Origin of the sequence: Nonomuraea sp. B1E8 (assembly GCF_039871515.1) — a bacterium.
Taxonomy (GTDB): domain Bacteria; phylum Actinomycetota; class Actinomycetes; order Streptosporangiales; family Streptosporangiaceae; genus Nonomuraea.
In genome coordinates this window covers 271,867-285,912 of the sequence record NZ_JBDPLS010000012.1, presented here as the reverse complement: position 1 = coordinate 285,912, position 14,046 = coordinate 271,867, and the positions used below count along the sequence as shown (strand labels likewise).

Sequence of the window (14,046 nt, the reverse complement as noted above, 5' to 3'; positions counted from 1 at the left end):
TCGCAATGGATGGTGTCTACGGCCAGCGGGTGAGTGCTCTGACCTTCGAGGTGCTGGAGCCGGCGCCCGTGGGGGTCGCGGTGACCCGCGGGCCCGACCACCGGCTGCTGTACACGAACGAGACGTACCGGTCCCTGTTCGGAGAGCGGCCGATCGGGTCCCCGCTCAAGGTCGTCTTTCCCCAGGTGCCCCAGGAAGACTACGTCCCCATCTTCGACCAGGTGCTCAGGACGGGCACGCCGGTGGTCCGCACCGACGCCCCCGGTGGCGAGGCTCCCGAGGACCGTGAACGTTTCTTCACCTTCAGCCTCTCGCGGGTCTCCTTCGACGACGGCACGTACGGCGTCCTCGCGGTCTTCCTGGACGTCACCGATCCGGCCACCGTGGCGCAGCGGCTCCAGGCGGTGGCCGACGAGCGCCGCCGCATCCTGCGGCGTTACCAGAGCCTGGTCCGGGTCAGCGCGCAGATCGTCTGGGTGGCCGATCCCGGCGGCCTGGTGATCGAGCCGAGCCTGGGATGGGAGCGGATGACCGGCCAGTCATGGGACGACTTCCGCGACGACGGCTGGATGAACGCCGTCCACCCGGACGACCGCGCCGCCACGCAGGCGTCGTGGACCCGCGCGGTCAAGGAGGTCTCCGAGGTGTGGGAGCACGTCTACCGGCTCCGCACGGTCGACGGCACGTACCGGCATTTCCAGGTGCGCGCCGTGCCGATCCAGGAGAACGGCCGTCTCGTGGAGTGGGTCGGCACCTGCACCGACATCGAGCAGCAGTGGCAGGAGCAGCGGCGCCAGCGGCTGCTCGACTCGGCCGCCGCGGCGACGGCCGACCGGACGAGCCTGGAGGGCATGCTCGGCGCGCTGGCGAACGCCATCGTGCCCGACCTGGCCGACGGATGCGGCGTGCACCTGGTGATCGACCTCGCCGACGGGCTGGCGAGAGGCGGCGACTTCGTGGCCGAGCGCATCGCCACCGCCGCCCGCGCCGGGCTGCCCAGGCTCCCGCCGTTCAGCGAGGAACGCCTGGCCGCGGACAGCGGGTTCGCCGCCGTGGTACGCCGGCGAAGGCCGTTCCGCACGACGTTCGCCCCCGGGTCGCCACTGGGGGATCTCGTGCCGGCGGGCACGCGCACGTGGCTGGAGGCCACCGGGGCCAACAGCATCGCGCTCCTGCCCGTCGTGGTCGACGGCACGCTCGCGGCGGTGGTCACGGCGGCCGCCTGCGGTGACCGCGCGCCGATCGGCCAGAGCACCGTCGCCCTGCTACGCGAGATGATCGAGCAGGCTCATGACAACCTGAGCAGCGCGATGCGGTTCCAGCGCACGCACAAGGTCGCGGTGGCCCTGCAGCACAGCCTGCTGGCGCAACCGCCGCGGGTGGCCGGCATGCAGATCGCCGCACGCTACCGCGCCAGCCCCGCCGCCGCCGACGTGGGCGGTGACTGGTACGACTCGTTCGTGCTGCCCGACGGCGCCACCGTGCTGGCCATCGGCGACGTTGCGGGGCACGACCTGCGCGCCGCGGTCGCCATGGGCCAGCTGCGCAACATGCTCAGAGGGCTGGTCGTGGACCGGCAGGAACCTCCCGGGGAGATCCTCGCCCGGCTGAACATCGCGATGAAGACCCTCTACTGCGAGGAGACCGCGACCTGCGTGCTGGCCAGGGTCGAGAAGGGCGAAGGCGGTCACCGGCTGAACTACGCGGTGGCCGGCCACCCGCCGCCGCTGCTGATCACCGGCGAGGGCGCGGGCCGTTTCCTCGAGGACGGCGCCAACCCGCTGCTCGGCATCCCGTACGACGCCCGGTGCGTGTCCGCGCGCGAGCCGCTGCCCCCGCTGAGCACGTTGCTGCTCTACACCGACGGCCTCGTGGAACGGCACGACGAGCACCTCGACGAGGGCCTGGAGCGGCTGCGCAGGCACGCGTGCGCGCTCGCGCGCCAGCCTCTCGACCGGTTCTGCGACGAGTTGCTCAGCGCTCTGCCGCTGTCGGCCGACGACGACGTGGCCATGATCGCGCTGCGGCTCCCGGAGCCGGCCGCCCGGCACGAGGTGAAAGGCCGGGCGCTGGTCGAGGACCGGTGAAGCGGTCGTCCTGACGGACGGACGACTCCCATGGGGGCGTAACGGATCAGTCGCCCCCCGGTATGGCGGTGGTTCGGGCGGGAGCGCCCGGGTAGCGAACGCTGGTCGGGCAGGTGGCCGGCGGCACGCTCGTACAGGGGCCCTGGTCAGCCGATACCCGTTGAGCTGGAAAGACGGAGACCGTACATGACCACCTTCAAGCCCCGGGACGAGCCGATCGCCTCGACGGCGGAGCCGCCACGGCTCCGCCGCAAGGGCAGGCTCATCGCGGCCTGGCTGGCCTCGACCGATCACAAGGTGATCGGCTACATGTACCTGATCGCGTCATTCGCCTTCTTCCTCCTCGCCGGTCTGATGGCGCTGGTCATCCGGGGCGAGCTGGTCCAGCCGGGCCTGCAGCTCGTCAACTCGCAGCAGTACAACCAGCTGTTCACCATGCACGGCACGCTCATGATGCTGCTCTTCGCGACCCCGCTGTTCGCCGGGTTCGCGAACGTCATCATGCCGCTGCAGATCGGAGCGCCCGACGTCGCCTTCCCGCGGCTGAACGCGGTCAGCTTCTGGTTGTTCCTGTTCGGCGGGCTGATCGTGGTGAGCGGGTTCTTCACCGCCGACGGGGCGGCCGACTTCGGCTGGTTCGCCTACACCCCGCTGTCGGACGTGGTCTACAGCCCCATCACGGGCGGCGACCTGTGGATCATGGGGCTGTCGTTGGCAGGTCTGGGGACCATCCTCGGCTCGGTCAACTTCATCACCACGATCATCTGCATGCGCGCTCCCGGCATGACCATGTTCCGCATGCCGATCTTCACCTGGAACGTGCTGCTGACCAGCATGCTCGTGCTGATGGCGTTCCCGGTGCTGGCCGCCGCGCTGCTGGTGCTGGAGGCCGACCGCAAGCTCGGCACCCAGGTCTACCTGGCCGAGAACGGGGGGCCGATGCTCTGGCAGCACCTGTTCTGGTTCTTCGGCCATCCCGAGGTCTACATCGTCGCGCTGCCGTTCTTCGGCATCATCACCGAGGTCATCCCGGTCTTCAGCCGCAAGCCCATCTTCGGCTACATCGGGCTCGTGGGCGCCACCATCGCGATCTCGGGGTTGTCGATGACCGTGTGGGCGCACCACATGTTCGGCACGGGGCAGGTGCTGCTGCCGTTCTTCTCGTTCATGACGTTCCTCATCGCGGTGCCGACGGGCGTGAAGTTCTTCAACTGGATCGGCACCATGTGGCGCGGGCACCTGAGCTTCGAGTCGCCGATGTTGTTCTCGGTCGGCTTCCTGGTGACGTTCCTCCTGGGCGGCCTGACCGGCGTCATCCTCGGCTCGCCGCCGCTCGACTTCCACGTCACCGACACCTACTTCGTCGTCGCGCACTTCCACTACGTGGTGTTCGGCACGGTGGTGTTCGCCATGTTCGCCGGGTTCTACTTCTGGTGGCCGAAGATGACCGGCAAGATGCTCGACAACCGGCTCGGCGTCTGGCACTTCTGGCTGCTGTTCATCGGCTTCCACACGACGTTCCTCGTGCAGCACTGGCTGGGCGTGGCCGGGATGCCGCGGCGCTACGCCGACTACAGCGCCGTCGACGGGTTCACGGACCTGCACCTGATCTCCTCGATCGGCGCCTTCATCCTCGGCCTGTCGACGCTGCCGTTCCTGTACAACATCTGGCGTACGGCCCGCCGCGCCCCGCGCGTCACCGTCGACGACCCGTGGGGGTTCGGCAACTCGCTGGAATGGGCGACGTCCTGCCCGCCGCCGCGCCACAACTTCACGTCCATGCCCCGCATCCGTTCGGAACGGCCGGCGTTCGACCTGCACTATCCGCACATGTGGCACCCCCAGTACGACGCGGAGATCGAGCAGGCGAAGCGCGAGACCTGAGCGACGGCGTCTAGCGGCGGACGGCCGCGTCGAGGAAGAGCTCCAGGTGTGAGGCGGCCCGCCGCCTGCCCTCGTCGTGCAGGTCGTCGGGGCCGTGCAGGTAGGTGAGCCGGATGAACACCAGCGGCGCCAGAAGTTCCCAGGCCAGCTCGCCGCCGTCCAGCTCGCCGGCGAGCAGCCGCGCGCGCACGCGCGGCGACAGCAGGCCGCGCTCGGCCCACCGGGAGAAGATCGGGCCGAGCGTCCGCGTGCCCTGGGAGATCATCTCGTTGACGACGCCGGGGTTGTCGGCGATCTCCTCGCGCAGCAGGAGCCGGCTGAACTTGCGCGCGGCCGGCTGCTCGAAGAACTCGATCACGCGGGCGACGCACCCGCGCAGGAACGCCTCGGGGTCGTCCGGCGTCGCCTCGGGGCCGGGAAACAGCTCCGCGATCACCTGCCCCACCGCGCCGGGGCCGGCCGAGGCCAGCAGCTCGTCGTAGATCGCGCGCTTGCCGGCGAAGTGGCCGTACAGGCCGGCGTCGCTGAGCCCGGCGGCTCGGGCGATCATGCGGACGGACGTTGCGGCGTAGCCCTTCTCGACGAACAGGTCGAGGGCGGCCTCCAGCAGCACGGCGCGCGTGTCCTTGGCGTCTTCCTTGCGCGGCCGTCCCGCGCGGCGCGGCCTGCCCGTCGTGGTGCTCACACCGCCGATGGTAGGCGGTCCGGCGGGCGACGCCGCGCGGCGGACACGAGGGCCGGGACCGGTCAGGCCGGCCCCGGCCCAGGTGCGGAGGGGGTCAGGAACGCCCGGCTTCGGGAAGCTCGAACCAGACGGCCTCCTCGCCCGCCGTCCTGGAGACACCCCAGCAGCAGGCCAGGCGGTCGAGCAGCTTCCGCGCCCGGCGAGCCGGACCGGGGCACTGCCCGACCTCGCACCTGCACCACCCGTCCTCGGCGGACAAGCTGATCACGATCTTGCCGGCGGCGTGCCGCAGCGCCTCGTCGACCAGCATGCCGACCAGTGTCCCGGCGGCCTCGGCCCGGTCCCGCAGCCCCCACGCCCGCAGCCGGGTCGCGACCATCCGCCGGGCGCTCGGCACCGCCGACGGCGTCGCCGACAACTCCCAGGACACCGCCGGCTCGTCAACGCCCCATCCGACCCACAGGGCCACATTGTCCCGCCACGCCAGAAATCGGTTCCCCGACAGGACATCCAGACTCATGCGGGCGTTCTGCGGCTGTTCAGTGGCTCGCAGAATGTTCTGCGGCTGTTCGGTGACTCGCGGCATGGCCCCTCCCCCTGGTGAGCGCATGACAAGCATGCCTCCCGCTCACCGGGGAGGAGGACGTGAGAAATCCCCGTATAGATACCTATATACGGGTGCGTAGGTATGTCGCTCGGCCCTCGCCCCATAGACCGCCGGCGGTCAGCGCGAGACCGCCGCGCGACCGCGGGTCAGCAGCACCCCCAGCGCGATCATGCCGACGCCGAGGACCAGGTGGAGCCAGTTGTCGGCGGTGTTGAGCGGAACGAAGTTGGCCGCGCTGTCCTGGTCGATGAGCAACCCGTACAGCCAGAGCACCAGGTAGATGATCCCGCCGACGATCAGGTAGGCGCGCGCGCCCGGCCACGAGCGGGCCAGCGTGACACCGGCGACGCCGAAGAGCAGGTGCACGATGTTGTGCAGGATCGACACCTGGAAGATGCCGAGCAGCATCGCCTCGGATCGGTGGCCGGCGAACTGGAGATCCCCGTAGTTGGTCGTGATGCCCGGGATGAAGCCGAGCACTCCGACGAGCAGGAACACCAGGCCGACGACCAGCGCGGCGAGTTGCACGGGCGAGCGCGTCGCCGGCTTGTGCGAAGTACTCATCGTGAGCCTCCTTGACGTTGACCGCTTCCCGCTACCCTCCCGCGGGCGGATGAGTCGCACCCACCTGGGCTCGCGTATCGTGTGGCGGTGCACGAGACCACAAGCGTTGGAGAGCCATGAGCACGGGTGTCAGACTGATCCGCAACGACCGGTTGGCGCAGGACGTCGAATACGCCTACGCCTCGGTTGTGGACGCGCCGCTGCGCACCATCTGGGTGGCGGGCGCGTGCCCGCTCGACGCCAAGGGCGCGACGGTGGCGCCGGGCGACTACGCGGAGCAGGCTCACCAGGTGATGCGCAACCTCGTCACGGCGCTCGACGGCGCGGGGGCCGCGCTGACGGACATCGTCAAGACCACGGTCTACGTCGCCTCCTCCGACCAGGCCGACCTGGTGACGGCCTGGCAGGTCTACCGGGACTACATGGGGACGCACGACGTGCCCAGCACCCTGCTGGGCGTCACCGTGCTGGGCTACGACCACCAGCTCGTCGAGGTCGAGGCGGTCGCCGTGATCGCTGACGCTTAGCCTGGCCTGGGGCGGGTAGCCGCCGGTCATGCGCCTGGGAAACCGGGACGTCCGGCCCCTCGGGGGATGGGCCGGATGCCTGACCATGATCGCGATCTCGATCGTGTTGTCGATCCTGCTGACGATCGTCATCAACCTCATCCTGTGATCAGGACGGCACGAGACCTGGCACTTCGCAAAACACCAAAATATGCAGGGAGAGGCATCTTTCCCCACTAACGTGCACGTTCATGACGTACGGCCCTCACCAACCACCGCTCCCCCCGCAGCAACCCGACTTCGCACCGCCCCCCGTCGTGATCGACGTCGGCGGGGACGCCAAGGTCAGGGCGCTGATCGGCGGCTCCGTCGCGGGAGTGATCGGGCTCATCTCGATCATCTCGGCGTTCACCGGCCGGGTGGAGGGCGCGGCAGGGGGTCCTGGTCATATCCGGCCGGAAATTCCCGCTAAGCACTGAAGTACTGGTCAGCGGGGCTCGTCCCTGGTAGGCAACTGGGGAGCCGGAGCCGCCGCCGAAGCGGTTGCGCGCACCGTCACCGCGACCATCGTGAACAACGTCATCATCGCGGCGGCCGTGCTTCCGCAGAACTAAAGGAACGACCTACGTCGGTTCCCACAGATCGTCCAAGGACGACATCCAGACCGACCACGGAAGATCGCGCAGATCAATCAGCTGGGCATGGCCGAGCTGCTGACCGCCCTGCGACCGGCGCTCGCGGCGAGCGGCGATGCCCGGGCCGTGGTGCATGCGCAAACCCTCATGGGTGTACCAGGTGCCAAGATCCTTAACGGCAGGCCGAATCCCGCCCTGTCTCCGGCAGTCACGGCACGGGTGATCGCCCCGCAGCGACCGGGCCACGGTCCGCCGAGGCCTGACGCTCCTCCCGCGACCACGCGCGGCGACGACTCTCCGTGCTAACCCAACGTGAGCTCGACACCGCGGAGGCGATCGCGGACGGGCTGGGCAACGTGCAGATCGCGGACCTGCTGCACATCAGCATCGCGACTGTAAGGCGCACACCGGCAGCCTGTTCACCAAGCTGGCGGTGGAGAACCGCGTGCAGATCGCCCTGATGATCCGTAACGCCGAGATGTGACCGTTACTCGCTCGCGGTCCCTGTGCCGATTGCCGGGGGCCCATTGCGCACCGCTTGCCGGTACCGCAGGGGTGAGCAGCCGACCTCCCGTTTGAATGCTGTGCTGAACGCGGCCTCCGACGCGTAGCCCAGGTCGGCCGCCAGCTCGGCCACGCGGGTGCCGCCGTCGCGCAGCGCGCGCTGTGCCAGCAGCATGCGGTAGCGGCTCAGATACGTCAGCGGTGGCATGCCCGCCACGGCGCGGAAATGCCGGGCGAAGGAGGAGCGGGACATCGCCGCTGCGACCGCGAGCTCCTCCAGGCCCCAGGGCCTGCCCGGTTCGGCGTGCATCAGGGTGGTCGCGGGCCGCAGCCGTTCGTCGGTCAGGACCCGCAGCCACCCCGGCGGGACCTCGGCCTGGTCGAGGTACGCCCGTAGTACCTCCAGCAGGAGAAGCTGACCGTACTGCCGGATCGCGAACTCGGACCCGGCGCGGCTTCGGGTGACCTCGTCGAAGAGCTGGTCGAGCAGGCTGCGCAGGTTGGTCGCGGCCGCCGCCGCAGCCTGGACGTGGGCCACGGGCGGAAGTGCCCGCTGCAAGAGCTCGCGGCCAGCGGGGTTGACGTCCACGGCAGTGCCGATGACTACGTCGTGGACGCTGCGGTCCGCTGTACTCAGCCCGGTGAAGTTTTCCTCGGGTCCGAGCTCCTGACGCGGTCCGGTACCCGCGTCGCGACTCTCGTGCTCGAGCCACGACCGGTTGTTGAGGATCGCAACGTCACCCGGGGCAAGGTCAAGCGCTGTCTCTATCCCGTCAGTGATCAGCCGACCGTGGCCGGACACCATAGCGATGAGCTTCAAGGAGTCGACGCACGGTGAACGGGCGACCCATCGACCGCTTGCCGCGAACCCACCTGCGACCACGCCACGGATCTCGACAAGCTCGAACGCCCGGGACAACTGATCCGCCACCATGCTGGCACTCTTGCGCAAGAAATGTGGACGGACAAGTATTCAAAGTCCAGAACCAAAGTTGCACTGTGGTTCTCGGGCTTGCGCCGCGTCGAGGGTCGACGAGATCGGCGGGGGCACGGAAAGCAGGCAGCTGTGGCACACACGTTCCCGGGCGACGCCCGGACCATCGTCATCACCGGAGGGACCAGCGGGATCGGCCTGGCGGCGGCCGCCGCAGTCCTGGCGTCCCGGGACAGGCCGTGGCACGTGGTCCTGCCCGTGCGGGACGCAGCTCGCGGGCAGAGCGTCATCGACACGCTGGCCGCTGACACCGCACCTGGCAGCACCCTCGAGGCGATGACCCTCGACCTGGCGTCCCTCGCATCGGTCCGCGCGTTCGCCACCGACCTGACCCGGCGGACCGAGACGGGCGAGATCCCCCGGCTGGACGCACTGGTGTGCAACGCGGGCGTGCAGATGGGGGCGACGCTGGCCCACACCGCCGACGGGTTCGAGACCACCTTCGGGGTGAACCACCTGGGTCACTTCGTGCTGGTGAATGCCCTGCTGCCGATCCTGCGGGCACCCGCACGGATCGTCGTGACCTCCAGCGACACCCACAACCCGGCTCTGCGCCTCAGCCCAGCTCCCGCGTGGAGCGACGCGAAGGCACTGGCCCGAGGCGAGCTTGGACCGTCGGCTGCGTCGGCGACCGGGCTTGTGCTGGGGCAGCGCCGGTACAGCACGTCCAAGCTGGCCAACATCTACTTCACCTATGCGCTCGCCCGTCGCCTGCCCGATGGCGTCACTGCGAACGCTTTCAATCCGGGCATGGTCCTGGGTACTGGCCTGGGCCGCTCACTGCCCACACCCGCGCGATTCGTCGCCCATCACGTGTTGCCCAGGATCACATGGCTGCTGCGGCGGGTGCTGACGCCCAATATCCACTCGGCCGCGGAGTCGGGCGGCGCGCTCGCCTGGCTCGCGACCGCGCCGGAGCTCGCTGGGACCACGGGCAAGTACTTCGACGGGCGGACACCGATCCGTTCGTCGGAGGAGTCGTATGACATGAAGCGTGCCGAGGACCTCTGGAAGGACAGCCTGGAACTGACCGGTGTGCGCGCATGACCGGAACTGGAGCGCGGACCGCGACGAATCAACGAATCAGCAGAACTCGACGGCAGGGAGATGACACCGTGAACGACGCAGAGATTCTGAGGTTCTCGATCGCTGAGCGCGACCGACGCTGGCGTGCTGCGCGCAGCCTCCTGGACGGCCTGGGACTGGACGCGCTGCTTGTGTTCGGCGAGCACGAGGACGCGGGCCCAGCGGCCGTGGCGTACGACACGTGGTTCACGAACGGCCGGCCCGGGACAACCGTCGTCCTCCCACGGACCGGCGACCCGGTCGTCCTGTTCCCGGCACCGATGTTCATCATGGACCACCTCGAGTCCACCCGGCGCGGCGAGGCCCCCTGGATCCAGCCGGCGACCATCGTTCGGCCTGGGTGACCTTCTTACCGTCCGGCACCTGCAGGGTCGCCACCAGCTCGGCCCGCATCGGCGGCGGCGCGGCCTCGGCCAGACTGTGGTCGATCGCCTCCAGCTCGGCCCGGCGCACCTCGGTGACCAGCCGGGACAAGGTGGTGATGCCCGGCAGCAGCACCCGGTTGGTGATCAGCCACAGCACCGCCCGGTCGAACAGCTCCCGGCGCGAGTCCCGGCTCTTACGCACCCGGGAGGCGATGAAGGTCGCCACGTCCCCCTCGGCGGCCGAGAACTCGCGATAGCCCAGCATGGTCCGGATTTGCGAGGCATGCTCGTACGGCGTCTGCGGGCGGTCGCCGTACAACTTCGCCACCGAGACGTCGGCGATCCCCAACTGCTCGGCCACGTACTCCACCACCACCTGCGGCACGTCGGGCGGCCCGGAGTCGGTCAGGAACGTGCCGAGCATGCGCACCGCGCCCCACTGGATGGACCAGCCCAGGCGATTGTGCAAACGCCGTTTGTCCCGCGCTTCCTTCAGCGCGGCGGCGTCCAGGAAGAAGAACTTCTCCAGTTCCTCCGGCGTCGGGTCCGCCACGAACCGGCCATACCGGTCAACCTGTGCGGCGGACGCGGCGAACGCATCGCCGAGGCGCACCTGCGTTTCGGCTTCCGTCGCGCGATCTCGCTCGATGCGGAGGAGTGTGAGGGCTCGGTGGTAACACGTGATGGCTTCGTCGTGGCGGCCGAGGGTGGTGGGCGTAGCCGAGGCTGGTCCAGTCCGACCGGTTGAGCTGGCCGGCTGCGGATCAGCGCCCCAGAGGGCGAGGTGGAGGCGAATCTCTCTAGTCCGACCCCGTACAGGTGCTAGGGGCCGGTTTCGTCGTACTCGACCGCGTAGTCCATGTGGGCGCGGTCCTTGAGCGCGAACGCGGCGGCCACGCTGATCAGGCCGCAGATCGCCATGTAGACGGCGATGGCGAACGAGCTCTCATAGGTGGCGTACAGCCAGACGGCGATCAGCGGGGCGGGCCCGCCCGCCGTGACCGAGGCCAGCTGGTAGCCGAGCGAGGCGCCGCTGTAGCGTAACCGCCCGGTGAAGCTCTCGGCGATGAACGTGGCCTGCGGACCGTACTGGATGTCGTGGATGGGCGCCGCCGCCACAATGGCCAGGAAGACCAGCGCGGGCACGCGGGTGTCGAGCAGCGGCCAGTAGACGAACGACCAGACCACCATGGCCGCGGCGCCGATGATGTAGAGCCGCCGGCGGCCGACCACGTCGGAGATGTAGCCCCAGAACGGCACGGTGAACAGCGAGACGACGCCCGCGACGATGACGTACAGGTAGACGTCGCTCGCCTCGAAGCCGAGCGTCTTCGTGGCGTAGGTGAGGATGAAGACGGTGAAGATGTAGAACGGTGCCTGCTGACCGGTGCGCAGCAGGGCGCTCAGCACGATCTCCCGCCAGTTCTTCACGATGACCTGGCGTACGGGGACGCGCTCGACCTTGTTCTCCCGCAGGACCTTGGTGAAGACCGGCGTCTCCAGGATGCCGAGCCTGATGTAGAGGCCGACCCCGGCCATCACGATGCTGAGCAGGAACGGGATGCGCCAGCCCCAGTAGGGGTCGAGCGGCTGGAAGATCTGCAGCGCGAGATAGCCGAGCACGAGCCCGACCGGGACGCCGAACTGCGGCCAGCTGCCCAGAAATCCGCGCCGGCCGCCGCGCGTCTTGCCCCACTCGGTGGCGAGGAGCACGGACCCGCCCCATTCGCCGCCGACGCTGATGCCCTGGAGCAGCCGGAGCAGCGTCAGCAGGATGCCGCCCCAGATGCCGATCTGCGCGTAGGTGGGCACCAGGCCGACGAGGGCGGTGGCGACGCCCATGGTCATGAGGGTGATGATGAGGGTGGCCTTGCGGCCGATGCGGTCACCGTAGTGGCCGAAGATCGCGGCGCCGATGGGTCGGGCGGCGAACCCGCCGAAGTAGGTGCCAAGGGCGAGCAGGAGGCCGGTCGTCGGGTCGCTGGTGGGGAAGAACAGCTCCGCGAAGATGGTGCTGGCGGCGAAGCCGTACAGGAAGAAGTCGTACCATTCGATCGAGGTGCCGACGGCCGAGGCGATCACCGCCCGGACCACCTGCCGTCGCTTCTGCTGATCTGTCGCGTCGAGTCGCTGGTCCTCTGCCATCTACCGCTCCTCCGGTAGTGCCGCGTTACCCGCGACGCTACAGGACGTGTCGCCGATGGTCATCAGGCTCTTTTTCCCGGTTTGCCCGCACCCGCAGGAGGTTCGGGGCGGCGGCGGTTCGGCGGGGTCGTCACGGGTAGCGACTGGGCGATGACGGAGGTGCCGAAGGGGGTTGGGTGCGATGCGTCCCATCGTCTCTGCCATGGTCGCCGTGGTGCTGGCCGCCACCGGGTGCGCGAAGCTCGGGATCGACACCGTGCAGTGGCACCCCCCGAACGACGGCGCCAACGCCGACGGGCGGGACGGGGTGCGCCTGCGCAACGCCTTCCTCCTGGGCGGCGCCGACCCGGCCAAGCCGCCGCAGCAGTTCCCCCTGTACGGCGTGCTGGTCAACGCCGGCGACAGACCGCTGCAGCTCGAACGGATCACCGCCGAAGGGGGCGGCACGGTGCAGTTGCCCGGCCCGATCACCCTGCCGCCCGACCAGCCCGTCGGCACGGGTGAGCAGCCGCTCGCCACGGCCAGCGGCATCCGGGGCGGCTCGGTGCCGCTGACGTTCTCCTTCCGGGGCGCGCCTCCTATCCGCGTGATCGTGCCGGTCAAGCCGCGAACGGGCCACTTCGCCCATCTGACGCCGTCGCCCGCGAGCCCACCGTCGCCCACGTCAGCCGGCACGTCCCCGCCGAGCCCGTCGCCGACGTCCACAGGCGACGGCACCGGCACGCCGGGCGGGCCCCGCGAACCAGGCGTGGAGAACCCCTGACCGGATCGCAGCCGGACCCTGACCCGGTCCCGGCCGGATCCCGGCGTGGTCCCTAGCCGGGGCGGCGGGGGGCGTAGCCGGCGAATCCGCCGGCCAGCAGGGCCAGTGCGCGGCGGGCTGCGGCGACGGCGCGCGGCCCGAGTTCGTCGCCGGGCGTGCGGCGCGCGAGCGGGTGCGTCAGATGCCGCCTCCGGTCGGCGACGGTGACGTGCTCCAGGTGGCGTGCGAGCACGTCGATCTGGGATCGATAGTGCGAGAACGCGGCCCCCGTTCCTGATCGACTGACGTAGACACACCCACACCGATCGCACCGGCCGAGATGAAGCACGATCCGCACCCTTAAGTAATCGCGATCAACTGCTCTTCCGAGGTCGCGCCCGACTGCGCGTCCTCCTGCCCGGCTTACTCGTTGTCCACGGCGGTCTCACTCACCAGCCGCATCTCCGTGATCGCCGGATCCATCATCAACCAGACACCTCGAGCCTGGCACGGGAGGACCTTGTGATCAGGTGGCCGTGTCATCGGGCAGGCGGTGACCGAGGCCGAGGGCGCCGAAGTACCCGTAGAAGAGGAAGCGGATGGACCAGTCCGCCATCTGGCGCGGCGGGTAAGGCAGGCCCCGATCCAGCCACCACGCGATCACGCCCAGAAAGAGTTCTGTGGCGAACACCGGGATGAGCGTCATGGGCATGCGGGCCTGGTCGGGGTCGGGCTCGGCGGTGTCGATCCGATCCGAGATCCCCCCGCTCAGCAACTCACGTGCCCTGATCATGAACCGGCGGTTTCGCGGATAACCGAGCAGCGGCTGGTACATCCGGCGGTGCTCGGCGAAGTGCTCGAACAGCCTCTCCGCGCCCGCGATCCTCGAGTCCAACTCGGCGAGTTCGTCTCCGCCAGCCCAGCCCGGGCGCACGGGCGTGAACCTCCCGACCTCCTCGACCGCCTCCGCGAGGACGTCGACCGCGAGATCTTCCTTGTCCTCGTAGTGACGGTAGAAGGTCGCGCGGTTCACCATCGCCAGGCCGGCGATGTCGCCGACGGTGACGGCGTCGTAGCCGCGCTCACCGGCCAACTGCACCAGCGCGGCGCGCAGATGTGTCCGGGTCCGCACCACCCGCAGGTCTCCGGCCTGCTCCGGTCTCTGCGACACCTTGTCCTCGCTGTTGCGTATGCGCCAGTGGGCCGTACTTGTTGATTGAGCGCCACTCTACGACGTACCTA

Annotated in this window: 16 protein-coding genes; 7 read left to right on the top strand and 9 right to left on the bottom strand. The window is 69.4% G+C overall.

The annotated features are described in order from the left end of the window. Positions 1-5: 5 nt before the first annotated feature. Together ABGA98_RS34290 and ctaD are read left to right on the top strand one after the other, a co-directional pair. Positions 6-2,087 (top strand): SpoIIE family protein phosphatase, encoded by a 2,082-nt coding sequence (locus ABGA98_RS34290; protein WP_347622577.1) that lies wholly within the window; start codon positions 6-8, stop codon positions 2,085-2,087. Between the two features lie 186 nt (positions 2,088-2,273). Next, positions 2,274-3,971, top strand: a complete 1,698-nt coding sequence (ctaD, locus tag ABGA98_RS34285; protein WP_347622576.1) for a cytochrome c oxidase subunit I — start codon at positions 2,274-2,276, stop codon at positions 3,969-3,971. 10 nt (positions 3,972-3,981) lie between these two features. Here ctaD and ABGA98_RS34280 read toward each other — a convergent pair whose 3' ends face one another. The 3 genes from ABGA98_RS34280 to ABGA98_RS34270 form a co-directional block, all read right to left on the bottom strand. After that, entirely contained in the window at positions 3,982-4,656 is a 675-nt protein-coding gene (locus tag ABGA98_RS34280; RefSeq protein ID WP_347622575.1) for a helix-turn-helix domain-containing protein, read from the bottom strand. A gap of 94 nt (positions 4,657-4,750) precedes the next feature. Beyond that, positions 4,751-5,176, bottom strand: a complete 426-nt coding sequence (locus ABGA98_RS34275) for a hypothetical protein (RefSeq protein ID WP_347622574.1) — start codon at positions 5,174-5,176, stop codon at positions 4,751-4,753. Between the two features lie 204 nt (positions 5,177-5,380). Then, positions 5,381-5,827, bottom strand: a complete 447-nt coding sequence (locus ABGA98_RS34270) for a DUF4383 domain-containing protein (RefSeq protein ID WP_347622573.1) — start codon at positions 5,825-5,827, stop codon at positions 5,381-5,383. 116 nt (positions 5,828-5,943) lie between these two features. Here ABGA98_RS34270 and ABGA98_RS34265 point away from each other — a divergent pair, with 116 nt between their 5' ends. Then, positions 5,944-6,354, top strand: a complete 411-nt coding sequence (locus tag ABGA98_RS34265; protein ID WP_347622572.1) for a RidA family protein — start codon at positions 5,944-5,946, stop codon at positions 6,352-6,354. A gap of 230 nt (positions 6,355-6,584) precedes the next feature. Continuing rightward, positions 6,585-6,812 (top strand): hypothetical protein, encoded by a 228-nt coding sequence (locus ABGA98_RS34260; RefSeq protein ID WP_347622571.1) that lies wholly within the window; start codon positions 6,585-6,587, stop codon positions 6,810-6,812. A gap of 144 nt (positions 6,813-6,956) precedes the next feature. Here the strand turns inward: ABGA98_RS34260 and ABGA98_RS34255 are convergent, their stop codons facing one another. Together ABGA98_RS34255 and ABGA98_RS34250 are read right to left on the bottom strand one after the other, a co-directional pair. Then, on the bottom strand, positions 6,957-7,103 hold the full coding sequence (locus tag ABGA98_RS34255; RefSeq protein ID WP_347622570.1) for a hypothetical protein: 147 nt from the start codon (positions 7,101-7,103) through the stop codon (positions 6,957-6,959). A gap of 352 nt (positions 7,104-7,455) precedes the next feature. Continuing rightward, positions 7,456-8,406: an AraC family transcriptional regulator gene (locus ABGA98_RS34250; RefSeq protein ID WP_347622569.1), complete on the bottom strand. Its 951-nt coding sequence runs from the start codon at positions 8,404-8,406 to the stop codon at positions 7,456-7,458. Between the two features lie 132 nt (positions 8,407-8,538). Here ABGA98_RS34250 and ABGA98_RS34245 point away from each other — a divergent pair, with 132 nt between their 5' ends. Together ABGA98_RS34245 and ABGA98_RS34240 are read left to right on the top strand one after the other, a co-directional pair. Continuing rightward, complete coding sequence (locus ABGA98_RS34245; protein WP_347622568.1) at positions 8,539-9,513, top strand: SDR family NAD(P)-dependent oxidoreductase; 975 nt, start codon at positions 8,539-8,541, stop codon at positions 9,511-9,513. 68 nt (positions 9,514-9,581) lie between these two features. Further along, entirely contained in the window at positions 9,582-9,896 is a 315-nt protein-coding gene (locus ABGA98_RS34240) for a hypothetical protein (protein ID WP_347622567.1), read from the top strand. On the opposite strand, the gene ABGA98_RS34235 is transcribed toward ABGA98_RS34240, so the two are convergent. Then, the gene (locus ABGA98_RS34235) at positions 9,820-10,530 is read right to left on the bottom strand and encodes a DUF4158 domain-containing protein (RefSeq protein ID WP_347622566.1); all 711 of its coding nucleotides are present in this window, start codon (positions 10,528-10,530) and stop codon (positions 9,820-9,822) included. The two genes, ABGA98_RS34240 and ABGA98_RS34235, sit on opposite strands and share 77 nt — an antisense overlap. A 209-nt stretch (positions 10,531-10,739) precedes the next feature. Next, entirely contained in the window at positions 10,740-12,062 is a 1,323-nt protein-coding gene (locus ABGA98_RS34230; protein ID WP_347622565.1) for an MFS transporter, read from the bottom strand. Positions 12,063-12,243: 181 nt separating this feature from the next. Here ABGA98_RS34230 and ABGA98_RS34225 point away from each other — a divergent pair, with 181 nt between their 5' ends. After that, a complete protein-coding gene (locus ABGA98_RS34225) occupies positions 12,244-12,825 on the top strand; it encodes a hypothetical protein (RefSeq protein ID WP_347622564.1) in 582 nt (193 codons plus the stop codon). A gap of 52 nt (positions 12,826-12,877) precedes the next feature. On the opposite strand, the gene ABGA98_RS34220 is transcribed toward ABGA98_RS34225, so the two are convergent. Both ABGA98_RS34220 and ABGA98_RS34215 read right to left on the bottom strand, forming a co-directional pair. After that, a complete protein-coding gene (locus ABGA98_RS34220) occupies positions 12,878-13,057 on the bottom strand; it encodes a hypothetical protein (protein ID WP_347622563.1) in 180 nt (59 codons plus the stop codon). 273 nt (positions 13,058-13,330) lie between these two features. Next, entirely contained in the window at positions 13,331-13,975 is a 645-nt protein-coding gene (locus ABGA98_RS34215) for a TetR/AcrR family transcriptional regulator (protein ID WP_347622562.1), read from the bottom strand. Positions 13,976-14,046: the final 71 nt, after the last annotated feature.